Source organism: Arthrobacter rhombi (assembly GCF_900163545.1).
Lineage (GTDB): Bacteria > Actinomycetota > Actinomycetes > Actinomycetales > Micrococcaceae > Arthrobacter_H > Arthrobacter_H rhombi_A.
Window position 1 is genome coordinate 116000 of sequence record NZ_FUHW01000052.1, and the last position, 26642, is coordinate 142641.

Sequence of the window (26642 nt, forward strand, 5' to 3'; positions counted from 1 at the left end):
TCCGGGCGGTGACACTTGCGGTTAACATCGATGCCCCGGACGGCCGTGGGTGGCTACGATGAAGAGGACGGACCCCATCGGGGCAAGGCGCGACGAAGGGTGCTCATATGCCGGAAAACACATCGACCCCAGCCTCTGACGGGGCGCCGGGGGAGGATCGGGCCCAACGCCAACTCGAGATCGCCGAACGCCAGCTGAACATCCTGCGTGATAAATCACGGAACCTGGATCGCCAACTGGGCACGACGACGGCCAATAACGCCCGTCTGACAGCCATGCTCGAACGCACCCGGGAACAGATCATCACGCTCAAATCGGCGTTGGACCGGGACGGGGATACCCCGTTCACGTTCGGCACGATCGTGGGGATCAACGCGCGCAGCCACCCTGCGGCCGGCACCGCCATCGCCTCCACGGGGATCCCCGGCGCCGACATCATTCAAGGTGGGCGGAAACTGCGGGTGGCGATCAGCCCGCTGCTGGAGTTGGAGAGCCTGCAGCTGGGGCAGGAAGTGCTGCTGAACGAGTCGTTGACCATCGTCGCCGGCCTCGGTTTCGAAGCCTCCGGGGAACTGGTGTCCGTCAAGGAGGTCATGGATGACGGACGGGTCCTGGCCGTGGGGCGGGCCGACGACCAAAAGGTCATCCGGCTGGCCGGTCCGCTCCTGCGCGAAAAAGTCAGGGTGGGGGACTCCCTGGCCATCGACCCGCGGACCGGTTTGGCCACCGAACGGGTGCAGCTCTCGGAAATGCAGTCCCTGGTCCTCGAGGAAGTCCCCAATATCTCCTATGCCGATATCGGCGGCCTGGGCCCGCAGATCGAACAGATCCGCGACGCCGTCGAACTGCCGTTCCTGCACCAGGACCTCTACCGCGAACATGGGCTGAAGGCGCCCAAGGGCATTCTGCTCTACGGGCCCCCGGGCTGTGGCAAGACGCTCATTGCCAAGGCCGTCGCCCATTCCTTGGCCGAACGGACCGCGGAGTTGCGGGGCGGGGAGAGCGCACGCAGCTATTTCCTGAACATCAAGGGCCCCGAACTCCTGGATAAGTATGTGGGGGAGACCGAACGCCATATCCGGCTGATCTTCTCCCGCGCCCGGGAAAAGGCTGCCGGCGGCAACCCGGTGGTGGTGTTCTTTGACGAAATGGATTCGCTGTTCCGCACCCGCGGGACCGGGGTCTCCTCCGACGTGGAAACCACGATCGTGCCGCAGCTGCTCAGTGAGATCGACGGCGTGGAGAAACTCGATAACGTCATCATCATCGGTGCCTCCAACCGGGAGGACATGATCGACCCGGCCATCCTGCGGCCCGGACGGCTGGACGTGAAGATCAAGGTGCTGCGCCCCGACGCAGAAGGCTCAGCCGAAATCTTCGCCAAATATCTGACCACCGAGCTGCCGTTGCACGCCGACGACCTGGCCGAACACGGGGGAAACGCCGAAGCCACCGTGCAGGGGATGATCCGTCAAACCGTGGAGGCCATGTACTCCACCGGTCAGGAGAACGAATTCCTCGAGGTGACCTACGCCAACGGCGAAACCGAAACGCTGTACTTCAAGGACTTCAACTCCGGTGCCGTGATCCGCAACGTCGTCGACCGGGCCAAGAAGTCAGCCATCAAGGAACTGTTGACCTCCGGCGAGCGTGGACTGCGGATCGACCACCTCCTGCGTGGTGTGGCCGACGAGTTCCATGAACACGAGGACATGCCCAATACGACCAACCCGGACGACTGGGCCAGGATCTCGGGTAAGAAGGGTGAAAGGATCACCTACATCCGGACGATCGTCGCGGATAAGGCAGGTTCAGGCACCGGACGCAGCCTCGAGCGGGAGCCGGGCCAGGGGTACTCCAATACGGGGCAGTACCTGTGAGTGTTCATCGGGTGATCGGGCTGGAAACAGAGTTCGGTGTGCTGGCCCCCAGCCAGCCCGGGGCCAACTCCACGATCCTCTCCGCCCAGGTCATCAACGCCTACGCCGCGACCGTCCGGCAAGGCTACGGGCAGCTGGCAGGGACCCGGTGGGACTACGCCGATGAGGCGCCGTTGGCCGACGCCCGGGGGTGGAACATGCCCCGGGCTGTGGCCGATGCCTCGCAACTGACCGATACCCCGCGTGAGCTGACCGCCGAGGAAATCGCCTTGGCCGGTGGAGACGTGCGGGCGGGGGAGACCCTCTACACGGAGCAGGACAGCGACGGGCATGTGCTGATGAACATGGTGCTCGGCAATGGGGCCCGGCTCTATGTGGACCATGCCCACCCAGAGTATTCGTCGCCCGAGACCACCGGACCCCACGACGCGGTCCTCTATGACCAGGCGGGGGACCAGGTCGCCCTGGCCGCCCAACGCCGGATCGCCGAGTCACCGGGCTTTGCCGAGGTCCTGCTGTATAAGAACAACACCGATAACAAGGGGGTAAGTTACGGGGCCCACGAGAACTACCTGATGCCGCGTTCCATCCCCTTCGACGACATTTCGGCAGGACTGATCCCGTTTTTCGCCACCCGGCAGATCCTCTGTGGCTCGGGACGGGTGGGGCGGGGCATGACCGGGGCGGAACCCGGTTACCAGATCAGCCAGCGCGCCGACTTCTTCGAAGCCGAGGTCGGACTGGAAACCACCATCAGACGCCCCATCGTGAACACCCGTGATGAGCCCCATGCCACCTGGGAGAAGTACCGGCGGCTGCACGTCATTGCCGGGGACGCGAATCTGGGCCAGGTCTCGACCTTGCTCCGGGTGGGAACCACCTCCCTGGTGCTCTCACTGATCGAGGCCGGGGCCGCCCCGAAGCTTCAACTGCGTGATCCGGTGGCGGCCCTGCAGCAGATCAGCCACGACCCCACCCTTCAAACCGTCGTCGAACTCTCCGACGGCCGACGGGCCACCGCCCTGGAGATCCAACAGATCTACCTCGATGCTGCGCGCACCCATTGCCACGACACCGGGGCTGACGATGCGTCGACCACCGATGTGTTGATCCGCTGGCAGGACACCATCGATACGTTGAGCCGGGACGTCTTCGCCGCACGAAAGACCGTCGACTGGGTCGCCAAACTGGATTTGATGAACCGCTACCGTGAGCGCGATGGCATGAGCTGGGAAGACCACCGGCTGGCAATGATGGACCTGCAATGGGCGGACCTGCGTCCCGAAAGAGGTCTCTACCACCGGTTGGCTGGACGCGGCATGATGGAGACCCTCTTCAGCCACGAGCAGATCGCCCGGGCCGTCGTCGAACCCCCGGAGGACACCCGCGCCTACTTCCGTGGCCGCTGCCTGAGCCAGTACCCGCAGGATGTGTTGGGGGCCAGCTGGGATGCGGTGATCTTCAGTATCCCCGGCCGTCCCGGCAGCCACCGGGTGGCCACCCCCGAGCCCCTGCGGGGAACCAAGGAAAGGGTGGGCCGGCTCTTCGATGCAGGCCTGGACGTGGGGGAGTTCGTTGACGAACTGAGCCGAGGCCGCCCCTGAAGCGAGGTGGAACCAGCCCCGGAACCGCATCAGCAGCGGTCACGACCCAATGAGACGATAGAGGGACCGGCGATCCGTCGCCCCGACGTGAGGAGTAGTTCATGGCACAGGAACAGCAGCGGCCGCAGCCGTCCAAGCAGGAACAGGAAGTCGACGAGACCCCAGCGCCGGGGCCGACAGCACCGGCAGCCCAGGAGCAGACCCAGGGTGTGGATGACCTGCTGGAGGATATCGACGGCGTGCTGGAACAAAATGCTGAGGAGTTCGTGCGCGGTTTCGTGCAAAAGGGCGGACAGTAGCCATGCACATTCCCGAGGGGTCCTCCTTTGTGGAACACCTGATGCGCGAACACCCCGATCTGCTGCCGGCGGCCGCGGCGGCGCCCGGCACTGAAGGACTCCGGCAGGCCACCACGATCGTCGCGCTGACCTACGACGGCGGTGTGGTCATGGCCGGTGATCGGCGGGCGACCATCGGCAACGTGATCGCCAGCCGGCATATGCAAAAGGTTTTCGCCACCGACCATTTCTCTGCCGTCGGAATTGCCGGTTCGGCAGGTATCGCCTTGGATCTGGTCCGCCTGTTCCAGGTGGAACTCGAACACTACGAGAAGATCGAAGGGGCCCTGCTCAGCCTCGACGGCAAAGCCAATCGTTTGGCGGCCATGATCCGGTCGAATCTGGGCCGGGCCATGCAGGGCATGTCTGTGGTCCCCTTATTCGCCGGCTACGATCCCCGCCAACAGCTGGGGAGGATTTTCTCCTACGACATCACCGGCGGACGTTTCGAGGAGATCGAACACCACAGCATCGGATCGGGATCCGTCTATGCCCGCGGCGCCCTCAAGAAGCTCTGGCGCCCATCGCTGGACGCCTCGAGCGCCATCCGGGTCGCCATGGAGGCCCTCTACGATGCGGCCGACGATGATTCGGCCACCGGAGGTCCCGACCTGGTCCGGCAACTCATGCCGATCCTGTACCGGGTCGACGCCGAGGGCTCGGAACGGGTCCCCGACGACGAACTGCTCCGGCTCGCCCACGATATCGTCGCCGAACGTTCGGCCGCAGCCAGGGAGGCCTGATGAGCGCGCAGTTCTACGTTTCACCCGAACAACTCATGAAGGATCGGGCGGACTTCGCCCGCAAGGGCATCGCCCGGGGCCGGTCGGTCATTGTGGCCAGCTGCCGGGACGGGATCGCCCTGATCGCCGAGAACCCCTCCAGGACGCTGCGCAAGATCGGAGAGATCTACGACAGGATCGGTTTCGCCGCCGTCGGTAAATACAACGAGTTCGAATCCCTGCGTCAGGCAGGGGTCAGATACGCCGATACCCGGGGATACTCCTACGACCGGGAGGACGTCACCGGACGGGGGCTGGCCAGCGTCTATGCCCAAAGCCTCGGTGCCGTCTTCACCGCCGAGTCCAAACCCTTCGAGGTCGAACTGGCGGTCGCCGAAGTGGGTGAGGACCCCGCCAGCGACGAGTTGTACCGGGTGAATTTCGACGGGTCGATCTCCGATGAGCCCGGACTGGTGGTCATGGGCGGGGACGCCCGTTCCCTGGCCGAGGCCATGGACGCCGCCTGGTCGGGAAGACAGCTGGCCACCGCCGGCTTCGACGAGGTCATCCGCACCGCCGCCGCGGCCCTGCCCGAGGTCCCCGACACCGACGCCGTGGATCTCATGGAAGTCGCCGTGCTCGAACGCACCCCGATCGGCAGGACCCCGCCCCCCAGAACGTTCAAACGGTGGGATAAGGACGAGATCCTGCAGGCCTTGGCCGGGAAGGACGGTGCCTGAGATGGACCGCCGCATTTTTGGAATAGAAACCGAATACGGGATCGCCTACTCCGCTCCCGAGGGACGTCCGCTCACCCCCGAGGAAGTCGCCCGGTACCTGTTCAAACCGGTGGTGGCGTGGGGGCGCAGTTCGAACGTGTTCTTGACCAACGGGTCACGGCTCTACCTGGACGTTGGTTCCCACCCCGAATACGCGACCGCCGAATGCGACGACGTCGCCCAACTGATCGCCCACGACCGGGCCGGGGAATCGATCCTCAACGAGCTGGTCACCAGCGCCGAGGACCTGATGAAAGCCGATGGCCTCCACGGGTCCATCTACCTGTTCAAGAACAACACCGACTCGGCCGGCAACTCCTACGGCTGCCATGAGAACTACCTCATCCCCAGGAAACTGGAATTCGCGCGGCTGGCAGAAATTCTCATCCCCTTCCTGGTGACCCGCCAACTCTTCGCCGGCGCAGGAAAGGTCCTGCCGGTGGACGGAGAACACCGTTTTGCCTTCTCCCAGCGGGCAGACCATGTGTGGGAAGGCGTTTCCTCGGCCACCACCCGGTCCCGGCCCATCATCAACACCCGGGACGAACCGCATGCCGACGCCGAATACTACCGGCGTCTCCACGTCATCGTCGGGGACTCCAATATGTCCGAAACAACCCAACGGGTGAAAATCGGTGCCACTGACTTGATCCTGCGGATGATCGAAGCGGGCACCATCATGGAGGACCTGCGGTTGGAGAATCCGATCCGCAGCATCCGCGATATTTCCCATGACCTCACCGGAAGGCACCAGGTACGCCTGGCCAGTGGACGCGAGCTCAGCGCCCTTGAGCTGCAAGAGATCTTCTTCGAGAAGGTCAGCACCTTCATCCAACGCCACGGAGCCCATAACGAGCATGTGCCCCAGGTGATGGACCTGTGGCGTCGCGCCCTGGACGCCGTCGCCGGCGGTGACGCTTCGGGAATCGATACCGAAATTGATTGGGCCATCAAGCATCGGCTGATTCGTGAGTACCAGGAGAAACACTCCCTTGAACTGTCCTCCCCGCGGATCGCCCAACTGGATCTGACCTATCATGACATCGACCCGCGCCGCGGCCTCTTTTCGGTGCTGCGTCGGGGTGGACGCGCGCAAACGGTCGTCTCCGAGGAGGAGATCACCGCCGCGACGAAGACCCCACCACAGACCACCCGGGCCAAATTGCGGGGGGACTTCGTCCGTGCCGCGCAGGAAGCCGGACGTGACTTCACCGTCGACTGGGTTCATCTGAAACTCAACGACCATGCGGGTCAGACGGTTCTGTGCAAGGACCCCTTCGCCCAGGTCGACCCCCGGGTGGAGGAACTCATGGCCCTGATCCGGCCACAAGAGTAGGTATCCGGCGCGGCCTCAGCACATTCACAGGCGACGACCTTAAGCTGGACGGGGCCCGGATGTGTGTGATTTTGTTCGGGGCCGATTGTGGACCATCGATGTACGACGACGAAAGTGGATTTTGTGCGCAAGCTGCTGGCACTGGTTCTCGGGGTTGCGCTGCTCGCGCTGACCGCCTGTGGATCCGGAACCCCGACGACCGTAGGGGCGGCCGAGCCGCTCTCCTCCATCAAACTGACGCCCGGGGAGGACGAGAACTCGGCCCCCAAGGTCGAGTTCGATACCCCGCTGGAGGTGACCGATCCGGGTGCCAAGGTCCTCGAAAAAGGCGACGGGGACGAGGTGAAGGAAGGCCAGGACGTCTCCTATAAGTTGGCTGGATACAACTTGAAGGACGGCAGCGAGGTCGGCAACACGTTCAAGGATGCCGCCATGACCCTGAGCGTCAATGACGAGCTGAAGGAACAGGATCCCGAAATCCACGACATCCTCGTCGGGACCAAGATCGGTTCCTGGGTCGCCTATGTTCATCCCCAGAACGCAGCCCCGCCGGAAGACGGTTCTTCGGCAGATCCTGCGGATCCCTCGCAGATCGATCAGCTGCTGATCCTGAAGGTTGTCGGAGCCAAGGACAAGATCAAGGTCGACTTCCAGAAGGAAAAGGGCGACGCGAAGAAGGACGCCGAGGCCACCGCAAAAATCGCTGACGACGGCAGCGGCACCGTGAAGATCCCCGCAGGCAATAAGCCGCCGGCCGACCTGAAGGTCACCACCTTGAAGGAAGGCGACGGGAAGAAGATCAAGAAGACCGACACGATCACGGTCGACTATGCCGGAGCCCAGTGGGAAGACGGCGAGCAGTTCGATTCCAGCTACGAGAAGGGAACCCCGGCGACCTTCGGCCTGGACCAGGTCATCAAAGGCTGGACCGAGGGCCTCGAAGGGGTCAAGGAAGGTTCCACCGTTCTGCTGACGATCCCGAGCAAGCTCGCCTACGACGGCCAAGACGGCATGCCACAAGGTACCCTCGTCTTCGTCGTTGACGTGAAGTCGATCGACAAGGCAGCGAAGTAGAACCCCTCAACAGCGACAGGAGAAGGACGAATATGTCTTTTGGAAAACGTGAATACGACCGCACCAAACCGGAAGTCGACTTCCCCACCGAAGGCGCCCCCACCGAACTGCGCTCGGAGGACCTCATCGTCGGTGACGGCACCGAGGCGAGCCCCGGCGCGACGGTTTCGGCGCACTACGTCGGAGTCGCCTGGTCCACGGGTGAAGAATTCGATGCCTCCTGGAACCGCGGCGAACCGCTGCAGTTCCGGGCCGGAACCGGCCAGGTCATCCAGGGCTGGGACGAAGGCATCCTGGGCATGAAGGTCGGCGGACGCCGGCGCCTGGAGATCCCGCCGCATCTGGCCTACGGCGACCGGGGCGCAGGAGCCGCCATCGCCGGCGGCGAATCGTTGATCTTCGTGGTCGATCTGGTGGACGTGCGCTAGCCTTCCCACCACCACGACGGCGTCGCCCCCTCACCGGGGGCGGCGCCGTCGTGCTTTCTAGTAACGTAGGCGGGGTGTCTGCCAAACGTAACCCGGGTGCGCCATCGCGTACGGAAAAACTCGTCAGCCTCACCTATGCCCTGATGTCCCGTCGCCGGGGCTATACACGGGCGGAGCTGCGGGGGATCGTGGATGATTACCAGGATCTGTCCGATGAGGCCTTTGAACGAAAATTCGAGCGCGATAAGAGCGATCTGCGGGTCCTGGGCGTCCCGCTGGAATCCCTGACCGGGGACAGCTACTACGGCAACGACCGTCAAGAGACGCACTACCGTGTCCGGCCCGAGGAATACCGACTGCCCCCGGTCTCCTTCGCCCCGGAGGAAGCCATGGCGCTCGGCCTGGCGGCCCGGGTCTGGAAGGACCCGACGATAGCCTCCGCCGCTGACCGGGCCTTCAACCGGCTCTCTCCAGCCGCCGTCGGAAGCCCCGACGCCGCCGGAGCCTCCTTCGAAACCTTCGAACCGCGGCTGCATGCAGCCGATGCCGCCTTCCGTGATGTGCTCAGTGCCGTCTGGGATCGTTCCCCCATTCGTTTCAGCTACCGCTCACCTTCGGGAGAGACCGCCGTGCGCACCCTCGAACCGTGGGGCATCGGAAGCCGCTTCGGTCACTGGTACCTCGTGGGCTGGGACCGTGACCGTGAGAGCCAACGCATCTTCAGGCTCTCCAGGATCTGCTCGGAAATTGCCCGCTGGCCGGGCACGGTACAACGCCCCGATGGTTTTCGGGTTGCCGATGTCTTGGATGGTTTGGACCCCGAAACGGCCCGCCAACGGGCCACCGTGAAGCTGGCCCCGGGCCGGGGACTGGCCCTGCGCAGCCGGGCGATTGAGCCCACCGTGGAAGAGAACCCGGAGGACCTGGGGCCAATGGAGGCATCGGAGGAGAGTGCCGATACCGTCAGCTTCGACTACCAGGACGACGAAGCGCTCAGCGCAGAACTCGCCGAACTCGGTCCTGCCGTTGCCGTGCTGTTGCCCGAAGGCCTGCGCGCCGCCGTCGCGCGTCGCCTGAAGGGAGCCTGGGAAGCGCAGAACGCCCCGGTGCCCGCCTACACCTTCGGGCAGGCCCGCCCAGGTGGTCGTCCTTCCTCCTCCGACGTCGTGGCCCGGGCGCTGGACATCATCGCCTACGTCGTCCGTGAGGGGGCCCCACTGCTCGATGACACGGCAGCCCATTTCGGGTTGAGCCGTCGCCGTCTCATCGAGGATCTGACCATGATCCAGCTCTGCGGGGTTCCCAACGGCCTCCCCGATGAACTGATCGACGTCGATCTGGAAGGGGACCGGGTCTCCATCGTCAACGCCGAGGGCCTCGCGGCACCGATCCGGATGAACCTCCTGGAGGCCTTCTCGTTGTTGGTCGGACTGCAAACGATCCTTGACCTGCCCGGCGATACGGACCGCAGTGCCGCCAGCGGGGCGCTCCGGAAGCTGCGTGAGGCGGCCGGCGAATTCGGTGATATCGACCAGATCGCCTCGGCGCGGCTGGCGGCCACCGAGTCCTCGCTCGTCCGCGACACGGTGACCGCTGCCGTGACCGCCGACCGGATCCTGCGGCTGCGGTATCATCAGCCCAGCCGCGACGAGATCAGCGAACGAAACATCGAACCAATCCGCCTCCTCGAAGATGGTGGGCGCACCTACGTCCAGGCCTGGTGCCGGAGCTCCCAGGGGTCACGGAACTTCCGGCTGGATCGAATCCTGTCCGCCGAGGCCACCGGTGAGACGTTCACCCGGGAGGCTGGAAAACATGCCGTGGGGGAGGGTAGCCTCTACACCCCGGCACCCGAGGACGTCGCCGTCGAACTGGGTTTCGCCCCGCGGCTGCACCGGCTCGTCGAAGAATTCGCGCCCTACCAAAGCGCCAAAGCCAAGGACGGAACCCTGGTGGCCGAGGTCGGCGTCCCGTCCCCGGAACTCCTACCCGGTTTGGTGGCCCGACACGGTGGTGGGATGCGTGTGATCGCACCGGACGCTGCCGCTGACACCACCCGCGCCTGGTTGCAGGCCGCCCTGACCGCCCACGAAACGCGCCAACCCCACCCCCTGACCAAGGAGAACGCATGATGCCCTGGTGGTTCTGGACCCTGCTCTGGACCGTTCTGGCCCTGGCTGCCCTGGTGTTCCTGGCGCTGTGCGCCCTGCACCTCTATCGCAAGTTCATGGTCATGTTCGATGACGTGAGCGCGGCGGGCGACGCTCTGGCCTTGCCGCCGGGGGAAGCATTGGAAGAGGACCTCGGGGGCCGGGACCGACCAGCTTCGGGGGCCGACGCCCTCTTCCGTTCCCGTGAGGAAGCCAGGCAAGAATATGACGACGGCAAACAGGCCCGCCGTAGCGCCCGCCGTGAGCGCAGAATCGCCGGAAAACGTGCCCGCGGACAGGCTCAGCGCGTAGGCGACCTGTACCGGCGTGACGTAGACTGAGAGCCAGACGAAAGGAAGTTCCCCCATGGGTGGTCTACAGGGATGGCACATTGTCATCATCGTTGTGCTGGCACTGGTTCTCTTCGGTGCCCCCAAGCTTCCCGGGCTGGCACGCTCTCTCGGGCAGTCGATGCGTATCTTCAAATCCGAAGTCCGCCAGATGAAGGACGACGACCCGAAGGATCCGCAGGAACCTCAGGACCCGACGGCCACCGAAGAGCCCTATGAGGGCAAAGTCGTGGACCCGGAACACCGCGGCCCCAAGCGCTAGTTTTCGGTGACGGAAAAGACAGGGCGCAAATCCAACCCCGAGGGGAGGATGGCGCTCAAGGCACACCTGATCGAGCTGCGTAACCGGCTCTTCATTTCCCTCGGTGCACTTTTCGTTGCTGCCGTCGGAGGTTTTTTCCTCTACCAGCCGGTGCTCGGCCTGCTCTTCCAGCCGCTCAAGGACGCCGGAGGCACCGCGAACTTCAACACAGCGGTCTCTCCGTTCGACATCATGATCAAGGTGTCGTTGTTCCTGGCCCTGATCATGGCCTCCCCGGTATGGCTCTACCAACTGTGGGCGTTCATCGTCCCGGGGTTGAAGAAGAAGGAAAAGCGGACAGCACTGTCCTTCATCGGTGTCGCGGTCCCGCTGTTCCTGCTGGGCATCTATCTGGGTTACTGGGTGCTGCCGCATGCCCTGCTGTTCTTCCTCGGGCTGACCCCCGATATCGCGGTCAACCTCATTACCGTGCAGGATTATCTCAGCTTCGTGCTGCGCCTACTGATCGCCTTCGGGATCTCGATGATCATCCCCGTGCTGTTGGTGGGGTTGAACATGGTCGGCATCCTGCCCGGGAAACTGATCGTGAAAAACTGGCGGATCACCGTTTTCCTGATCTGTCTGGTGGCGGCCATGGCAGCCCCCGGAGGTGACGCCCTGACGATGTTCGTGCTGGCCGGGCCGCTGCTGGTGCTTTTCGCCGCCGCCACCGTGTTCTGCCTGATCAACGACAAGCGCCGGGCCAAGCGCAGGGTCGAACAGGAAGCCGAAAACGAGAGGTTGATCGCCAACGGCGAATCCGTCGACTAGGCGCCGGTTACGCCCGGGTAGGCTGGGTCCGTCCCCTGAGACGACAAACCAATGAAGGGGTGGTCAGGCATGGGCTCTCCAGCAGAGCAGTACGCCGCGTGGCGTGAGCGCGCGGCCGAGGAAAAAACCCACTTTGGCGCGTTCCGCCGGAGCCTGGAATTCGAGCTCGACGACTTCCAAATCCAGTCCTGCAGGGCCGTGGAAGAAGGCCGCGGAGTCTTGGTCGCTGCACCGACCGGGGCCGGCAAGACCGTGGTGGGCGAATTTGCCATCCACTGTGCGCTGCAACGGGGCATGAAGGCCTTCTACACCACGCCGATCAAGGCGTTGAGCAACCAGAAATATAACGAACTTGCCGCCACGTATGGCCACGACCGGGTGGGTCTGCTCACCGGGGACACCTCCATCAACAGTGAAGCCGACGTCGTCGTGATGACCACCGAGGTCCTGCGCAACATGCTCTACGCCGACTCCGATACGTTGACCGGTCTGGCCTACGTGGTGATGGACGAGGTCCACTACCTGGCGGATAAGTTCCGCGGCGCCGTCTGGGAAGAAGTCATCATCCACCTGCCGCAAAGCGTGCAGGTCATTTCGCTCAGCGCCACGGTATCCAACGCCGAGGAATTCGGCGGCTGGCTCGATACGGTCCGCGGGGACACGGCGATCGTTGTCACCGAACACCGTCCAGTCCCCCTCTGGCAGCATGTCATGGTCGGGGGGCGACTCCTGGACCTCTTCGCCGGGAATCTCGCCTTCGATCAGGCAGCAGCCTTGGAGGATCAGGACGGTGAACGCAGCCTTGCCGTGAACCCCGAGCTGACCCGCCTGGCCCAACGCGAGGAACGACATCAATTCCGTGGTGGTGCCGGTCGTGCCCAACGACGGGGACGAGGGCACGCCGGGCCACGCAACACCTCGGGACCTCCCCAGAAGCATCGGGTATCCCGTCCCGAAATGGTGCTCTCCCTGGACCAGTCGGGTTTGCTGCCGGCCATCTTCTTCATCTTTTCCCGTAAGGGCTGCGATGCCGCCGTCGCGCAATGCGTCCGCACGGGATTCTTCCTCACCACCGAGGCCGAATCGCGGATCATCGAAGAAGAGATTGACGCCGTCGCCCGGGAGATTCCGGCGGGTGATCTGGAAGTGATCGGCTTCTGGTCGTGGCGTGAAGGCCTCCTGCGAGGATTCGCGGCCCACCATGCCGGGCTGCTGCCGATCTTCAAGGAAGTTGTCGAGAAGCTTTTCGCCCGCGGGGTGGTCAAGGCGGTCTTCGCCACCGAGACGCTGGCCCTGGGAGTGAATATGCCCGCCCGCTCGGTCGTGCTGGAAAAACTCGAAAAGTTCAACGGGGAATCCCACGTCTCCATCACCGCGGGTGAATACACCCAGCTCACGGGTCGGGCCGGTCGGCGCGGCATCGACGTCGAGGGCCATGCCGTCGTGCTCTGGCAGCCGGGCACCGACCCGGCAGCGGTAGCCGGTCTCGCCTCGAAACGGACATACCCGCTGAACTCGAGCTTCCGCCCCACCTACAACATGTCGCTGAACCTCTCGGCACAGTTCGGGATGGGCCGGGCGCGCACCATCCTGGAATCTTCCTTCGCCCAGTTCCAAGCCGACCGTTCGGTGGTCGGGTTGGCCCGGCAGGTCCGCAGCCGCCAGGAATCGATGGCCGGTTACGAAGAATCGATGGCCTGCCATCTGGGGGACTTCCAGGAATATGCTCGGATCCGTCAGGAACTGGGGCAAGCCGAAAAGGACGCCTCACGGACGGCCCACCGGATGCGCCGGTCGGCGGCCGAAGAATCCTTGGAGCAGGTGGTCCCCGGCGACGTGATCGACGTGTCGGGTCCGCGCCGGCTGGGACGGTGCGTCATCATTGCTCTCTCCGATTCGCTGCGCGACCCGCGTCCGACAGTATTGACCGAGGACCGGCAAGTACGCCGCATCGGAGTCCACGATCTGGAGGGCCCGGTTGAGGTCATTTCACGGATACGGATCCCCAAGTCCTTCACCGGCCGTACCCCCAAGGAACGCAAGGATCTGGCAGCTTCTCTCCGCAATGCGCTGCAGGAACAACGTCCACCCCGGCGGGGTGCCAGCGGCTTCGATTTCCCCGGCACCGACCGACAAGAAGCCCGTATCACCGATTTGCGCCGGCAGTTGCGCCGGCACCCCTGCCACGGCTGCTCCGAACGCGAGGACCATGCCCGCTGGGCTGAACGCTGGTGGAAGCTCAAGGCCGAAACCGACAGGCTGTCGGGGCAAATCTCCGGGCGGACCAACACCATTGCCAAAACCTTCGACCGGGTGTGCAGCATTCTGGAACACTACGGATACCTGGCCCTACCCCAGGACGGTTCCCCGGACGGCGCGCTGGTGACGACCAGTTCGGGGAACCGGTTACGGCGTATCTACGGTGAACGTGACCTGTTGACCTCGTTGGTGCTCGAATCGGGTTGCATGGATCAACTGGAGGCCGCCGAATTAGCCGGGTTCGTCACCACGCTGGTCTACCAGGCCAAACGCGAATCCACTGCCGGGCACCCCAAGATGCCCAGCCGGCAGATTGAGCAGGCGTGGACGGTGGCGGTCCGCAACTGGTCCGAACTGACCGACCTGGAGGAAGCCAACCGGTTGCCGGAGACCGGGGAACCGGATTCCGGCCTCGTCTGGCCCATGTACCTCTGGGCCCGTGGGAAGGATTTGAAGGACTGCCTGCGGGGAACAGACCTGGCGGCCGGAGACTTCGTGCGCTGGGCCAAACAGGTCATTGACACCTTGGACCAACTGGCCAAGGTTCCTGACTTGTCGCCGGTGTTGGCCGGGCGGTGCCGGGCAGCGGTGGACGCCGTGCGCCGCGGCGTGGTCGCCTACTCCAGTGTTGCCGACTAGGCACGGAACCATCCGGTAGAAAACCTTCTGCCACCAAGAACCACGTGTGGGTGTCCCGCCGGGCCGCCCTCCTGCAGGGAAGGAAGTACACATGCCCGAGCTGGTCATGTACCGCAACGGAGCCATCTACAGTGCAGCGGACCCGTTTGCCACGGCAATGCTGATCGACGGTGGTTCCGTGGCCTGGGTCGGCCAGGAAGCTGCCGCCGAGGCACTGCTCGACGCCAGGATGGAGGTCGTTGACCTGGAAGGGGCGCTGGTGGCTCCTGCTTTCGTGGACTCCCACGCCCATCTGACCGAGACGGGCGTGGCGCTGGCGTCGTTGGACCTGGCGGGCTGTACGTCGTTGGACTGCTTCCTGGCCGCGGTTGCCGACCGGGCGAACACGGTAGCCGGACCGGTCATTGGTGCCGGATGGGATGAGAGCACCTGGCCCGAGGCCCGCGTTCCCACGGTGGAAGAACTGGAGTCGGCAGCTCCGGACCGCGAAGTGTACTTGACCCGTGTTGACGTCCATTCAGGTCTGGTGAGCCGCTCGCTGGCCGTGGCTGCAGGCCTCGATGGGCTCGATGGTTGGGAGGGTGGCCCCGTCGCGGTCCGGGAAGCACATACCCGGGTCAGGGATCACATCTTGTCCTTCGATGCCGGCTCACGAGCCGACTACCAGCGTCGAGCCCTGCAACATATGGCCTCGCACGGCTACGCTGCCGTTGCCGAAATGGCTGCCCCACATATTGGCACCCGTGAGGATGTCTCTGCGCTGAACGGGCTCCTCGACACCGAAGGGGAGGATCTGCCAGCGGTGCGGATCTACTGGGCAGAAACCGTCGGCACTGCCGAGGAAGCCCGCACCGTCATGGAGGAATTCGACAGCCCACGGATTGCCGGGCTGGGCGGGGACCTGAACATCGATGGTTCGCTGGGTTCTCGAACGGCCTATCTGCGTGAACCCTATACGGACGTGCCCTCGACCCAAGGCTGCCTGTACCTTGACGCCGAGACCATCGCCACCCATGTCCAGGCCTGCACCGAAGCCGGCGTCCAGGCCGCATTCCATGTCATTGGCGATGCCGGCATGGATGAAGCAGTGGCAGGGTTCAGGTTGGCAGCCGACCGTCTGGGAGTCTCTGCTATCCAGCGCGGTCGCCACCGCATCGAACATGCCGAAATGCTCGACGATTCGGCCGTCGCCACCTGGCTCGAGCTGGGGGTTACCGTCTCCATGCAACCGCTCTTCGATGCCCTGTGGGGTGGCCCTCACGGCCAGTACGAACAACGCCTGGGGGTTCAGCGTTCCGCGGCCATGAATGAAATCGGGCGGCTGCTCACCTCGGGTGTTCCCGTCTGTCTCGGCTCCGATAGCCCGGTCACCGAAATGAATCCGTGGGCCACCGTGAAAGCCTGCCTCGAGCACCACACCGAATCTTCACGGGTATCTGCGCGGGCCGCCTTCGTGGCGCACACCAGGGCAGGTTACCGAGCGTTCGGGGACCCTGACCCCTTGGCCGGTCAATTGGTTCCGGGCTCGGAGGCGACCTTCGCCATCTGGGCGGCCTCCGAACTGGCCGTCCAGACCCCCGATGCCCGGGTCTCGTCCTGGAGCACGGACGCCCGGGCCGGAACGCCGATGCTTCCGGTGTTGGAGGACTCGCTACCGACCTGTCTGGGCACGGTCCGTCGCGGACGCACCATTTTCCGTCGGCCCTGATGGCTACCCAGGAGTAATTTTCCGCGCCAAAAGGCACGACGACGCGCCGAGCCTGACTAGGTAGTAAGCCTTAAAACTCTAGTCAGGACTCAGTTGACAGGCCGGTGTGAGCGGATAGGGTTGATTCTCAACGGCGATGGTAGGGAGTCCTACAACGTCGAGTCGGCATCACGGCAAATAAACAAAGGTCAGACCCCGGGAGCAGTAGAAAACAAATTGCGTGTGCTTGAGTGCACTCTTTTTGGTCCGAAGTTCCCGGGGTCTTTCCGTGCCCTCAGGTGGCTGACCGGTATACTTGGTCCTTGGCTTTCCTCGCCCGGTACTCAGCCGGGGGAGCGGACCGCTGGTTCGCAGCCGTGACCGAAGGTTCCGTAGGGGCCGCGTCGAGGCCCTGAGGGCCTCCGAGACAGTTCAGAAGGGTATAACCGCGTGCGGGTAATCACCATCATTCCGACTTATAACGAGATCGAATCGCTCCCCATTACGATCAAGCGTCTGCGGGAATCCGTCCCGGAGTCGGATGTCTTGGTGGTCGACGACAACAGTCCCGACGGCACCGGCGAGTTTGCCAGGAACCTGGGAACGACCGACCCCCAGATCCATGTCCTGCATCGCGAAGGCAAGGCAGGGCTGGGAGCCGCCTACCTCGCAGGATTTACGTGGGGACTCGAGCAGGGCTATGACGTGCTGGTCGAACTCGATGCCGACGGTTCCCATCAGCCCGAACAGCTTCCTCGGTTGCTGGAGGCACTGGACACCCAGGGCGCTGACCTGGTGATCGGATCCCGTTGGGTCCGCGGGGGAAGCGTGGTGAACTGGCCACCGTACCGCAAACTGATTTCCGTGGCCGGCAGCACCTACTCCCGGCTGATGTTGGGACTGGGCATTCGCGATATCACTGCTGGATTCAGGGCTTTCCGCCGTGAGACCCTCGAAGCCCTGGACTTCAATGAAGTCGAATCCGTCGGCTATGGCTTCCAGGTGGATATGACCTTCCGCGTTGCGCTGATGGGCAAGAAGATCGTCGAAGTCCCGATCACCTTCGTGGAACGCGAACTCGGGGTTTCCAAGATGAGCGGAAACATCGTGGTTGAAGCCATGCTCAATGTCACCCGGTGGGGCCTGACGGCGCGCTGGAAGAAGCTGACCGGCAAACTCTGAAGCTGACCGGCAAACTCTAACGTCCGCTCTTACAGTGGACGGAGAAGGGGCCGGTTCCCGCACCTGTTGGTGCGGGAACCGGCCCCTATCTTTTGGCGTTCTGCCTCGGGTGCTGAAAGTTCTGGTTAGGCCTGAATCTTTTCACCACGGGCAGCGCGGAGCTTGTTCAAGCGATCCTTGAGGGTCTGTTCGAGCTCCTCGATGGAGCGGCGCTCGAGCAGCATGTCCCAGTGGGTACGCACCGGCTTGTCCTTGGACGTGTCCGGCAGCTCTCCGTCGACCAGGAGCGCTTCCTTGCCGGTCTTGGAGACCCACACGGGAGGAATTTCGGCTTCGGTGGAGAACATCACAAAGACCTGCTCCCCATCGGCGCAACGGTACTCCACGCGCTGACGCGGCGCCGGCTCCACACCGGCTTCGGTCTCCATGCTCTGTGCGCCCAAACGCATTCCACGCAGACTGCGATCGCTCATGTTTTCTCCCTACTACGTTCTGCTGCTGTTCGGCATCATCCACTGTCCACAACGCCTCAGGCGGAGAAATCATTCCCCCGGGCCTTTGGCGGAAGCCACAAAGACACCAGTATACGCGCTGTCCGACGAGCTTGTCGTTCAACGAAGCCGGGCACGAAGGGTGTTCCCTCCGTGCCCGGCGATCGAGTGTTGATAGCGACCGTGGATTACGGCTGCTTCGGGGTGCTCGACGGGGTGGCCGAGCCGGACGAATCGTCATTGTCCGTGAAATTGCCCAAGGCCCCGCCGATGCCCTTCAGGGCTTCGCCGACCTCACTGGGAATGATCCACAGTTTATTCGAGGAGCCCTCAGCCAGCTTCGGAAGGGTCTGCAGGTACTGGTAGGCCAACAGCTTCTGGTCCGGATTACCGGCGTGAATGGCATCGAAGACCTTCTCGATGGCCTGTGCTTCACCATCGGCACGCAGGATCGCAGCCTTGGCGTCACCTTCGGCGGCGAGGATCGCTGCCTGACGCTGGCCCTCGGCGGTGAGGATCTGGGACTGCTTGGTGCCTTCGGCAGTCAGAATGGCTGCACGGCGGTCACGCTCGGCACGCATCTGCTTCTCCATGGAGTCCTGGATGGACAGCGGCGGGTCAATCGCCTTGAGCTCCACACGGGAAACACGGATGCCCCATTTTCCGGTGGCTTCGTCCAAGACGCCACGCAGTTGGCCGTTGATCTGGTCACGGCTGGTCAAGGCCTCTTCGAGGTTCAGGCCACCGACGACGTTACGTAGCGTGGTGGTGGTCAGCTGTTCGACTGCCTGGATGTAGTTGGCGATCTCGTAGGTGGCAGCGCGCGGTTCGGTGATCTGGAAGTACACGACCGTGTCGATGGAAACGACAAGGTTGTCTTCGGTGATCACTGGCTGCGGCGGGAAGCTGACCACGTTTTCACGCAGATCCAGCAGTGGCAGGAGCCGGTCCACAAACGGGATCAGCAGGGTCAGGCCCGGTCCGAGCGTGCGCTGGTATTTACCCAGCCGCTCGACGATGCCTGCCCGCGCCTGCGGGACGATGCGTACCGATCGCAGGAGCACGATGATCACGAAGACCGCGAGTACTGCCAGGACTATGCCTAGGCCTGTCATTGATGATTCCCCTTTTCCGTATGGCCCGTTATCGGGCAATGGACTGGCCGGTTGGCGAGGTTTTCGTTCCCCGGCCGAGTCGAAATGCTAGCTTTCGTGTGGCTCTTGGGCCCGCATGGTGATGAAGGCGGTGGCTCCGTCAATACTCACGACGGTTCCGTACATCCCCGGGGCCAAAGCGGTTTCATCCTGGCTTCGTACGCTCCAGGTCTCCCCACCGATCTTGGCGCGGCCACCTAACTTCGTGGTGGGTTCCAAGACCAGGGCGTCCTGGCCGACGAGGCGGTCGACGTTGGTCAGCCGGTCGGCGGGTCCTTTATGCAATTGCCGCAGGGCGATCGGTCTGATGAAGAAGATCATCGCCAGAGCGACGAGGCAGAAGGCCAGTGCTTGGAGCCAGAAATCGCCTCCAGCAAGGGCCACCACGACGCCTCCGAGTGCCCCGGCACTGAGCATGATGAAGTACAGGTCCAGCGACATCATTTCGATGATCGCCAGGATCAGGAACAAGGCGAGCCAGAAGACCCAGCTGTTCTCGAGGACCCATTCGAACATTTCGTCACCCGCATGCGTTGGGAGGGCGCTTGCCACCCTCGGTCCTACCATCTTGCACGATAAGCATCGGTCGGATCATCACCCTTGGGAGGTATGTTCGAGGATCCACGCTTGTGGGAGCGGCTATCGGCGGCGAAAGACCTGCAGACGGAAGGCAGCGGTGACGGCGGAGGGCATCGGGTGGGTCTCCAGCCGGGCCCGAGTAGACGCGTCATCGTGGTGGTGGCCTGCCGGACCCATCGTCGCCAGCCGGACGGCGTCGTCCCGGGACAGGTGCAGGGACGTGCGGATCGTGCGGGTGTGAACTGCCTCGAATTCGGCACCTAGTGCCGTGGCGACGGACTCATCCTTGCCAGCGGCAATGCCGAGTAACCCCAGAGGTTCCATGGCTTCGGCCAGATGTTCGGGCAGGGGAGTGACGACCAGGGCCAGACCTCCAGGGGCCAGGACGCGGGCAAATTCACTGCCATGGCGCGGGGCGAAGACGTTGAGCAGAATGTCGACGCCGGCGTCGGCTACCGGTAGTGGTCGCCAGAGGTCCCAGACCAGGGCCTGGGTCTTCGGAAGTTTGGCGGCACGTCGCATCGCATAACGGGAGATGTCCAAGGCCAGGGCCGGGGGCCGGGTGCCCAGGGACTGCTTCAGCGCCGACGCCACGGCGTCGAGGTAGTACCCGGTTCCAGCGCCCGCGTCCAGGAGCTGCGGCAACCTGGCTGACGCCGCTGTCGCGGCTTCCTGGGCTAGGGCCTCGGCCAGCGGTGCATAGTGCCCTGAGGCCAAGAACGAGGCGCGGGCCTGGACCATGGCGGCCGAGTCCTCCCGAAAGGAGGTTCCACGGCCGGTGAGCAGGTTGAAGTATCCCTGCTTGGCGGCGTCGTACCGGTGGCCGGCGGGACAACTGAGCGTGCGCCCCTCGGCCCCGTCCGTTGCCAGGGCCCCGGCGCAGAGCGGGCAACTCAACGGGATCAGATCGACGCTCATACCTATTTCCTTCAATATGTCTTTCATATACGCTCACGGAGTGAAACCAGAACAGCTCGAGCTCCTGACCACTGTATCCGCCCCCGCCGTGGACCCGGCCGGCCGCCGGGTGATCTTTGCCGCCAACAGGCCTAGCTTCGATGCCGATTCCGGGGTGGGACAGTTGTGGCTGATAGAACTCACTGAGGGCGGCGGCGCCGCAGGCCCTCCGCGGCGGATCACTCGGGGGATCTCGGATGCCCATCCCCGGTTCTCACCCGACGGGCAACTCATCGCCTTCTTACGCCCCAATGACGACGGCGTACCGCAGTTGGCCATCGTCGACGCCCGCGGCGGTGAACCACTGTTGATCACCAACCGCCATCTGGGCGTCTCTGATTTCGTCTTCTCATCCGATGGCCAACGGCTGGCCTTCTGCAGCCGGACCCCCGAGGAGGGGCGCTACGGCACCGTGGACGGGGTGGGCGCCGGCGCCGAGGCCCCACGCCGGATCACCGGATATAAGTACCGTTTCAACGGGCTCGGATTCGGCAATGACTGCCGGAACGGGATCCATCTCGTCGAGGTCCCTGCCCCCGACGCCGAGCCGTTTATCAAGCCAGTGGGACGTGCAGCGAAGGCCGACCAGAAGGCCGCCGCGGCCCGGGAAACCGCTGAGGGGGACAACGATACCTGCCAGAGGCCTGCCGAGGGTTTCCCGGTGACGCGCCTGCTGACCCCCGCAGATGCCGACTGCAACAGCCCGGAGTTCGACCCCGATGGCACGTACCTGTATTTCACCGCAGCATTGCATGAGGGTGCCGATGCGGATCTACGCTCGATGATCCACCGGGTAGCTGTGGGCGGACTGGACACCTCGTCAGCGGGAGAAATCGACGTCGAATTGGTGGTCGGTTCGGAGTCCGGGGACACCGGTTACGACGGGGCAACCTTTAGTCGCGACGGGAAAAACCTGTTCATCCTGGGTAGCGAAGTGGGGGAGTCAGGTGTGGATTTCGTCGCCCGCAGCGCCGCCGTCTATGTCCTGCCTACGGAGAGCTTCGGGGTGGCGGACCCCAGCCTTCTGACCGATCCTGAAACGACTGACTACAGCGAAAGCGGGGGACTCTTCCCGGTTGGAACCGCTGAGGTCGCCGCACTGGCCCGGGTGCGGGGCAGCAGTGAACTCCATGTCATCGATGCCACCGGATCGACCCGGATCGAAGTTTCCGGTCCGCTGGAGGTGACCGGGGTTTCGGAGGCGGCGGACGTCATCGTCGTGTCCTATACCGATCCCAGCACGCCCGGGGAGATCGCCGTGGTGCATGACGGCGGAGTGGCCCGTCTGACCGACTTCGCCGCGCCGTTGCGCGAGAAAACGAGGATCGCCGAGCCACGAGAAATGACGGTGTCCTCAGCCGACGGCTACCCGGTCCACGGGTGGCTCTACCTACCCGAAGGCGATGGCCCCCACCCGGTGCTGCTAAACATCCATGGTGGCCCCTACGCCCAATATGGGTGGGGCTATTTCGACGAGGCCCAGGTCTACGCGCGGGCCGGATACGCGGTACTACAGTGCAACCCGCGGGGCAGCGCCAGCTACGGACGAGCCCATGGCCTGGCCATCAAGGAGGCGATGGGCACCGTCGACCTGCAAGACGTTTTGGCGTTCCTTGATGGTGCGGTGGCCGCCGAGCCGTCACTGGATGGGAACAGGACCGGGGTGCTGGGCGGGTCCTATGGGGGATACCTCACCGCCTGGACCATTGCCCATGATCACCGCTTCGCCGGGGCGATCGTGGAGCGTGGATTCCTGGATCCGATCTCCTTCGTCGGTTCCAGCGACATCGGCTGGTTCTTCGGTGCCGAATACACCGGCAGGGATATGGCCGCGACGCTGGAGCAAAGTCCGATGGCGAAGGTGGGCCAGGTGCGGACCCCCACCCTGGTGATGCATTCGGAAGAGGATTACCGGTGCCCCTTGGAACAGGCACAGCGCTATTATGTGGAGTTGCTGCGCCAGGGGGTCGAGACCGAATTCCTGCTCTTCCCGGGTGAGAACCACGAGCTGTCCCGCGCCGGCACGCCGTGGCACCGTCGCCAACGCTTTGAGGCGATCCTTGATTGGTGGGACAGGTACCTTCCGGTGAACCCGGCTCACGGCTGATCGGCGCAGGGCCTGGGGAGCTAGAAGCCCAGCCCTGTCCGGGCGGCAGCAATATCGGCGCCCGCCCAGCGGTTGGCATACTCCTCGGCGCCCACCAGGCTGCGCGTTATCGCCCGGTCGATATAGACGGTGCCGCCCAGATGGTCTGTTTCATGGGCGACGATCCGGGCCTGCCATCCGTGGAATTCCCGCTCCATGGCTTTCCCGGCCGGTGTCGTATACGTGGCGATCACGTCGGCCGGACGCTCGACGACCGCTTGGAAACCGCTGAAGGAGAGGCACCCTTCGTAGAAGGAAGCCGTCCGTGTCCCGAGGGCCCGATAGCTGGGGTTGACCACCGCGAAGTACTCCAGTGGTTCACGTTCGCGCACCACGGTGATCTCGGCATCGGTGGCGAAGGAGTCCTCTAGAACGGCCAAGCTGAGGGGAAGCCCGATTTGTGGGGCAGCCAAGCCGACTCCTGGGGCCGCATGCATGGTGGATCTCATGATATCGAGCAGCGAGTCCAGTGCTTCCGGTTCCAGCTGACCCGTATATTCCTGGGCTTCCATGCGCAGCACGGGATGCCCGAGCTGGACGATGGTGGGCAGTGTTTCGGGGAGCAGGGTGCCGTGGTTTCCCCGGGTGGCTTGTTCGATCATGGTTCCCACCAGCTCCGCCAGCCGGTCGGGGGAGTAGTCGGTAGCCAAGGGTCGGTCCTGGGTCATCGGATCCAGCTTTCCTGCTCGGAGGGGGCGGGGCCGTCGAGGGAATCTTCATCGGCTGCTCCCGGAATCAGCTGGCGTAGCGCCAGGAGCCGGCTACCCAGGCGTGCGGCATCCACGGGGTGGCCCTCGACGGCATCGGGGTCCGGGGGATCCACGCAAATCAGGTCGGTCCGCACATCGCGGTCATACAGAACGTCAATGAGGTTGGCCAGACGCTTCCAGGCGCTGGTCGTGGCCCGATCCGGTGCGGGGATTCCATCAATAACGACATGGTCAAAATGGCGGGCCAGATGCAGGTAATCGGAGGCTGCCGACGGGCGATCGCATAAGTCGCGGAAATCGAACCAGGCCTGTCCGTGGGCGGCACGTTGGGCCGTGAAGCTGTGGGTCGTCGGTTCAATGTCGGTGATTTCGTTGTGGTGGGGGACCGCGAGCCCTGCCTGGGCCAGTTGTTGGGCCGTTCCGGGGACGATGATGTGCCCTGCAGCATAACCGGCGACACGATCGGCCTCGGTCACCTGAGTCCGGTAGTCAATTCCGCCGTCGAGCATCACCACCTTCATTCGTGACGTGATCAGTTCGATGGTGGGCTCAAAGAGATGGTGGAAATAATCATTGGGCAGTAGATCGTCCGGGGCATAGTTCGAGGTCGCGATGAGCAGGATTCCCCGGGCAAAAACAGCCTGGAGCGTGCGGGCGAAGAACATCGCATCGCCGGGGTCGTGGACGTGGAGTTCGTCGAAGCACAGCACACGCACGTCCCCCAGCAATTCATCCAGAGCCACCTCGACGGCGGTGTCACCCGCTGTTTCAGCGAGTTCTGCACTATGCGCCGAGGCGTGGAGGTCGCGGAAGAAATCGTGGAAATGCAGCCGGCGCGTGGCCTCGCTCAGCAGTGCGTCATGGACCAGACCCATGAGCCATGATTTGCCGCGGCCGGGAGGTCCGTAGATATAGAAACTATCCACCGAAGCCGCTTTGGGGCGGCGTGAAAGCGCCCGTGAGGCCGCCGTGGCGAGGTGAGTGACCAACACCTGTTGCTCGGAATCGAGTTCGAGACCTGCTGCGGCAACGGCAGCCTGAACCCGGGCAATGATCCTCCGCGCAGAATTACGCGGGCCGAACGACAGGGGAGAGGGCCTCATCGGGCCGACTCCCGTGCTGGGGAAGTCTTCATGGGTGCATTCTACAAAGGTTGCTGCACCGCTGGGTCACACGTCGTGTCCCGCGTCGACTGAGACTCCTTCAGGGGCCTGACGGGCCGTGCTGTCCTTGTCCCGCTGGGCATCGCGAATGCCCAGTCTGACGGCTGAACGGACGGTGGTGTGGAGGAGATAGAAAATCACCACGAGCCCGAGAATCCCCAGAATCAGGGAGTTTAGGAGAGAAGCATCCATATAATCGAGTATACGCTCTTATCTGATCCTGTTGAAAGAGGGTATATAGATGTCAAAAAAATTGCTCGTCAGGACTGCTCGCGTGGAAGACGCAGCGATGATGGCAGGCATAGGCCAACGTGCGGGCGAGAGCGATACCGGTGTCGCCGCCTATATGTGCGCCATAAAGGACCCGAACCGCCTCGTGCTGGTCTCTGAGGCTGATGGACAGCTGGTGGGCTGGGCGAAAACCCATGTCTGGGATCATGCCGACGGTCCGGCGCAGGCCGGACAATATCTAGGTGGGGTCACCGTCGACCCAGCGTGGAGGCGTCAAGGGATCGCGGCTCGCCTGACCCAAAAACGGCTGGACTGGATCTGGGCTCGAAGCCAGGAGGCCTGGTACGTGGTGAACGCCAAAAACACGGCATCGATCGAGCTGCACCGACGCTGGGGGTTTGCCCCTGTCGCCGAGGGGGCACGCTTCCACACGACGACCTTTGCGGGAGATCGTGGAATGCTCTTTCGGGCCGAACGACAAATTGGATTTCCCAATCACTAAAAATATTCAGGGGGAGAGGCTCCACACGTGGTCATGAGGAAGCGTGGTGCTGGCCTCGCTCATGTTTTTTTAGAAGGGGTTATAGGCTCTCTTCTGTGGCCGCACCCGCACGGGCCGTCTCGCGGACGGTGGGCGCGTGTCGACAGCAGTGACCGCGTAGATTCGTTGCGACGTCGGGGCGTCTGGCGGAGTTAGAGTCCAGGCAGGTGAGCGCGAATCAGATGCCGAGGACGAGTCGCCCTGAGTGATTGGGTCGCATGCGCGCAGTGAGTGATTTGAGCGTTGAATGGACATGAGTAAGCCAGTATCGCTCAGCGCATTGCCAGACGACTGGGACGTGGGTACCGAAAGGCATCGTCCAGCAACGGCTATGCCGGCAGGTGGAGCCAGAGTCGGCTGAAGACTGTGGATCGGACCGCCTTCTCTCAGGCCTTAATAGAGCGCCGATAATCTACATTATGTAAAGTAATGCTTTGCTGAGATTCGACGTCTCTCTCGGGAACGACACTTCTTGCGGTTAGGACGATGATGGTTGGACCGTCAGCACAGAGTCTTTGTGAAGTCCACATTCCAAAAGGCGTCATGGCGCGGCTCGTCAAAGAGGAATTGATCTTTTCCTCGCTTAGTTCTGCAGGGTGGCTAGAGCCTTGTCGTGTCAGGTGGGTTCAGCGCTATGTCTGGTCCGTTCCTGCTGACGCAAGTAAACAACAGTGGACTGTTGCCACGGGTAACTGATGTCAGATTGATCGACGTTCAATCTTGGTGGCTGCCGGATCGAACGCGATACGCGGCCCTCGTGGCCACCGCGCCAATGGATGCAGTAGCTGACTGGGTCTAGCGGAGTGTCGGCGTACTCCCCCGGTCTTTGTCGCGAGTTTTTGATGTCTACCTGGTGCCTCTCGACCGTGCCGGTGACTCCGAAAAGGCATATCGGGAATGCGGGGTATTCCGAAACGAAAAGAACAGTTGTTTTGCTAGTTGGACCAAGGCCTGGGGGCGGTGGACTGTTACTACTCTGTGGGCATCGTCGGAGCGGAAGTTATCTCCTCGCGATGCGTGCGCACTCCCCCGCACTCCTGCGACGCGTGGATGTGCGGTCAAGTGGATATATGGAAGATGAGATGAGTAGTGCTACTGATCATGGGCTGGTTCTCCGCGCTCGTCGATTTAGCTACTCGAAGACCCTCAAACTCCTGACCGCTGCGCTTA

General features: G+C 63.5%; 24 protein-coding genes. 17 read left to right on the forward strand and 7 right to left on the reverse strand.

Translation table 11 applies throughout. From position 1 onward, the window contains the following. The first annotated feature begins 107 nt into the window (after positions 1 to 107). From arc to FM101_RS15065, 15 genes are all read left to right on the forward strand, one after another. Complete coding sequence (gene arc, locus FM101_RS14995) at positions 108 to 1880, forward strand: proteasome ATPase (protein WP_087001090.1); 1773 nt, start codon at positions 108 to 110, stop codon at positions 1878 to 1880. Beyond that, positions 1877 to 3484 carry a depupylase/deamidase Dop gene (dop, locus tag FM101_RS15000; protein ID WP_087001092.1) on the forward strand — a complete coding sequence of 536 codons (1608 nt, stop codon included), beginning with the start codon at positions 1877 to 1879 and terminating at the stop codon, positions 3482 to 3484. The genes arc and dop overlap by 4 nt, the downstream gene beginning before the upstream one ends. A gap of 101 nt (positions 3485 to 3585) precedes the next feature. Further along, on the forward strand, positions 3586 to 3783 hold the full coding sequence (locus tag FM101_RS15005) for a ubiquitin-like protein Pup (protein ID WP_087001094.1): 198 nt from the start codon (positions 3586 to 3588) through the stop codon (positions 3781 to 3783). A gap of 2 nt (positions 3784 to 3785) precedes the next feature. Next, positions 3786 to 4565: a proteasome subunit beta gene (prcB, locus tag FM101_RS15010; RefSeq protein ID WP_087001096.1), complete on the forward strand. Its 780-nt coding sequence runs from the start codon at positions 3786 to 3788 to the stop codon at positions 4563 to 4565. Beyond that, positions 4565 to 5284, forward strand: coding sequence for a proteasome subunit alpha (gene prcA / locus FM101_RS15015; RefSeq protein WP_087001098.1), 720 nt, complete (start codon positions 4565 to 4567; stop codon positions 5282 to 5284). The genes prcB and prcA overlap by 1 nt, the downstream gene beginning before the upstream one ends. A 1-nt stretch (position 5285) precedes the next feature. Further along, complete coding sequence (gene pafA / locus FM101_RS15020; RefSeq protein ID WP_087001100.1) at positions 5286 to 6659, forward strand: Pup--protein ligase; 1374 nt, start codon at positions 5286 to 5288, stop codon at positions 6657 to 6659. A gap of 114 nt (positions 6660 to 6773) precedes the next feature. Then, positions 6774 to 7733 carry an FKBP-type peptidyl-prolyl cis-trans isomerase gene (locus FM101_RS15025; RefSeq protein WP_143269306.1) on the forward strand — a complete coding sequence of 320 codons (960 nt, stop codon included), beginning with the start codon at positions 6774 to 6776 and terminating at the stop codon, positions 7731 to 7733. A gap of 32 nt (positions 7734 to 7765) precedes the next feature. Continuing rightward, on the forward strand, positions 7766 to 8161 hold the full coding sequence (locus FM101_RS15030; protein WP_087001104.1) for an FKBP-type peptidyl-prolyl cis-trans isomerase: 396 nt from the start codon (positions 7766 to 7768) through the stop codon (positions 8159 to 8161). A 74-nt stretch (positions 8162 to 8235) separates the two neighbouring features. Then, the gene (locus FM101_RS15035; RefSeq protein WP_143269307.1) at positions 8236 to 10293 is read left to right on the forward strand and encodes a helix-turn-helix transcriptional regulator; all 2058 of its coding nucleotides are present in this window, start codon (positions 8236 to 8238) and stop codon (positions 10291 to 10293) included. Beyond that, positions 10290 to 10652, forward strand: coding sequence for a hypothetical protein (locus FM101_RS15040; RefSeq protein ID WP_087001108.1), 363 nt, complete (start codon positions 10290 to 10292; stop codon positions 10650 to 10652). Before FM101_RS15035 ends, FM101_RS15040 begins: the two co-directional genes overlap by 4 nt. 25 nt (positions 10653 to 10677) lie before the next feature. Beyond that, complete coding sequence (tatA, locus tag FM101_RS15045) at positions 10678 to 10923, forward strand: Sec-independent protein translocase subunit TatA (RefSeq protein WP_087001110.1); 246 nt, start codon at positions 10678 to 10680, stop codon at positions 10921 to 10923. Between the two features lie 48 nt (positions 10924 to 10971). Further along, positions 10972 to 11733 (forward strand): twin-arginine translocase subunit TatC, encoded by a 762-nt coding sequence (tatC, locus tag FM101_RS15050; RefSeq protein ID WP_179204349.1) that lies wholly within the window; start codon positions 10972 to 10974, stop codon positions 11731 to 11733. Positions 11734 to 11784: 51 nt separating this feature from the next. Next, a complete protein-coding gene (locus FM101_RS15055) occupies positions 11785 to 14631 on the forward strand; it encodes a DEAD/DEAH box helicase (RefSeq protein WP_198962370.1) in 2847 nt (948 codons plus the stop codon). Between the two features lie 91 nt (positions 14632 to 14722). Continuing rightward, on the forward strand, positions 14723 to 16339 hold the full coding sequence (locus tag FM101_RS15060; RefSeq protein WP_087001117.1) for an amidohydrolase: 1617 nt from the start codon (positions 14723 to 14725) through the stop codon (positions 16337 to 16339). Between the two features lie 429 nt (positions 16340 to 16768). Then, positions 16769 to 17500: a polyprenol monophosphomannose synthase gene (locus FM101_RS15065; RefSeq protein WP_087001119.1), complete on the forward strand. Its 732-nt coding sequence runs from the start codon at positions 16769 to 16771 to the stop codon at positions 17498 to 17500. Positions 17501 to 17625: 125 nt separating this feature from the next. Here the strand turns inward: FM101_RS15065 and FM101_RS15070 are convergent, their stop codons facing one another. From FM101_RS15070 to FM101_RS15085, 4 genes are all read right to left on the reverse strand, one after another. After that, positions 17626 to 17973, reverse strand: coding sequence for an RNA polymerase-binding protein RbpA (locus FM101_RS15070; RefSeq protein ID WP_087001121.1), 348 nt, complete (start codon positions 17971 to 17973; stop codon positions 17626 to 17628). A gap of 206 nt (positions 17974 to 18179) precedes the next feature. Beyond that, positions 18180 to 19106: an SPFH domain-containing protein gene (locus FM101_RS15075; protein ID WP_087001124.1), complete on the reverse strand. Its 927-nt coding sequence runs from the start codon at positions 19104 to 19106 to the stop codon at positions 18180 to 18182. An 87-nt stretch (positions 19107 to 19193) separates the two neighbouring features. Continuing rightward, the gene (locus tag FM101_RS15080) at positions 19194 to 19697 is read right to left on the reverse strand and encodes an NfeD family protein (protein ID WP_342744413.1); all 504 of its coding nucleotides are present in this window, start codon (positions 19695 to 19697) and stop codon (positions 19194 to 19196) included. An 87-nt stretch (positions 19698 to 19784) separates the two neighbouring features. Next, the gene (locus tag FM101_RS15085; RefSeq protein ID WP_087001128.1) at positions 19785 to 20642 is read right to left on the reverse strand and encodes a putative RNA methyltransferase; all 858 of its coding nucleotides are present in this window, start codon (positions 20640 to 20642) and stop codon (positions 19785 to 19787) included. Positions 20643 to 20682: 40 nt separating this feature from the next. On the opposite strand from FM101_RS15085, the gene FM101_RS15090 reads away from it, so the two are divergent. Then, positions 20683 to 22788, forward strand: coding sequence for a S9 family peptidase (locus tag FM101_RS15090; protein WP_087001129.1), 2106 nt, complete (start codon positions 20683 to 20685; stop codon positions 22786 to 22788). Between the two features lie 20 nt (positions 22789 to 22808). Here FM101_RS15090 and FM101_RS15095 read toward each other — a convergent pair whose 3' ends face one another. From FM101_RS15095 to FM101_RS15105, 3 genes are all read right to left on the reverse strand, one after another. Then, the gene (locus tag FM101_RS15095; RefSeq protein ID WP_087001131.1) at positions 22809 to 23495 is read right to left on the reverse strand and encodes a peptide deformylase; all 687 of its coding nucleotides are present in this window, start codon (positions 23493 to 23495) and stop codon (positions 22809 to 22811) included. Then, positions 23492 to 24640, reverse strand: coding sequence for a cell division protein ZapE (gene zapE, locus FM101_RS15100; RefSeq protein ID WP_087001133.1), 1149 nt, complete (start codon positions 24638 to 24640; stop codon positions 23492 to 23494). Before zapE ends, FM101_RS15095 begins: the two co-directional genes overlap by 4 nt. 66 nt (positions 24641 to 24706) lie before the next feature. After that, entirely contained in the window at positions 24707 to 24892 is a 186-nt protein-coding gene (locus FM101_RS15105; protein ID WP_087001135.1) for a hypothetical protein, read from the reverse strand. Positions 24893 to 24941: 49 nt separating this feature from the next. Between FM101_RS15105 and FM101_RS15110 the strand changes: the two genes are divergently transcribed. Continuing rightward, positions 24942 to 25433 (forward strand): GNAT family N-acetyltransferase, encoded by a 492-nt coding sequence (locus FM101_RS15110; protein ID WP_241895163.1) that lies wholly within the window; start codon positions 24942 to 24944, stop codon positions 25431 to 25433. The last annotated feature ends 1209 nt before the right edge of the window (positions 25434 to 26642 follow it).

What these genes read in the sequence shown, in the direction of transcription:
- arc (WP_087001090.1), top strand. Translation starts at nt 108, where the DNA reads ATGCCGGAAAACACATCGACCCCAGCCTCTGACGGGGCGCCGGGGGAG.
- FM101_RS15005 (WP_087001094.1), top strand. Translation starts at nt 3,586, where the DNA reads ATGGCACAGGAACAGCAGCGGCCGCAGCCGTCCAAGCAGGAACAGGAA.
- prcB (WP_087001096.1), top strand. Translation starts at nt 3,786, where the DNA reads ATGCACATTCCCGAGGGGTCCTCCTTTGTGGAACACCTGATGCGCGAA.
- prcA (WP_087001098.1), top strand. Translation starts at nt 4,565, where the DNA reads ATGAGCGCGCAGTTCTACGTTTCACCCGAACAACTCATGAAGGATCGG.
- pafA (WP_087001100.1), top strand. Translation starts at nt 5,286, where the DNA reads ATGGACCGCCGCATTTTTGGAATAGAAACCGAATACGGGATCGCCTAC.
- FM101_RS15030 (WP_087001104.1), top strand. Translation starts at nt 7,766, where the DNA reads ATGTCTTTTGGAAAACGTGAATACGACCGCACCAAACCGGAAGTCGAC.
- FM101_RS15040 (WP_087001108.1), top strand. Translation starts at nt 10,290, where the DNA reads ATGATGCCCTGGTGGTTCTGGACCCTGCTCTGGACCGTTCTGGCCCTG.
- tatA (WP_087001110.1), top strand. Translation starts at nt 10,678, where the DNA reads ATGGGTGGTCTACAGGGATGGCACATTGTCATCATCGTTGTGCTGGCA.
- tatC (WP_179204349.1), top strand. Translation starts at nt 10,972, where the DNA reads ATGGCGCTCAAGGCACACCTGATCGAGCTGCGTAACCGGCTCTTCATT.
- FM101_RS15055 (WP_198962370.1), top strand. Translation starts at nt 11,785, where the DNA reads ATGAAGGGGTGGTCAGGCATGGGCTCTCCAGCAGAGCAGTACGCCGCG.
- FM101_RS15060 (WP_087001117.1), top strand. Translation starts at nt 14,723, where the DNA reads ATGCCCGAGCTGGTCATGTACCGCAACGGAGCCATCTACAGTGCAGCG.
- FM101_RS15070 (WP_087001121.1), bottom strand. Translation starts at nt 17,973, where the DNA reads ATGAGCGATCGCAGTCTGCGTGGAATGCGTTTGGGCGCACAGAGCATG.
- FM101_RS15075 (WP_087001124.1), bottom strand. Translation starts at nt 19,106, where the DNA reads ATGACAGGCCTAGGCATAGTCCTGGCAGTACTCGCGGTCTTCGTGATC.
- FM101_RS15085 (WP_087001128.1), bottom strand. Translation starts at nt 20,642, where the DNA reads ATGAGCGTCGATCTGATCCCGTTGAGTTGCCCGCTCTGCGCCGGGGCC.
- FM101_RS15095 (WP_087001131.1), bottom strand. Translation starts at nt 23,495, where the DNA reads ATGACCCAGGACCGACCCTTGGCTACCGACTACTCCCCCGACCGGCTG.
- zapE (WP_087001133.1), bottom strand. Translation starts at nt 24,640, where the DNA reads ATGAGGCCCTCTCCCCTGTCGTTCGGCCCGCGTAATTCTGCGCGGAGG.
- FM101_RS15105 (WP_087001135.1), bottom strand. Translation starts at nt 24,892, where the DNA reads ATGGATGCTTCTCTCCTAAACTCCCTGATTCTGGGGATTCTCGGGCTC.
- FM101_RS15110 (WP_241895163.1), top strand. Translation starts at nt 24,942, where the DNA reads ATGTCAAAAAAATTGCTCGTCAGGACTGCTCGCGTGGAAGACGCAGCG.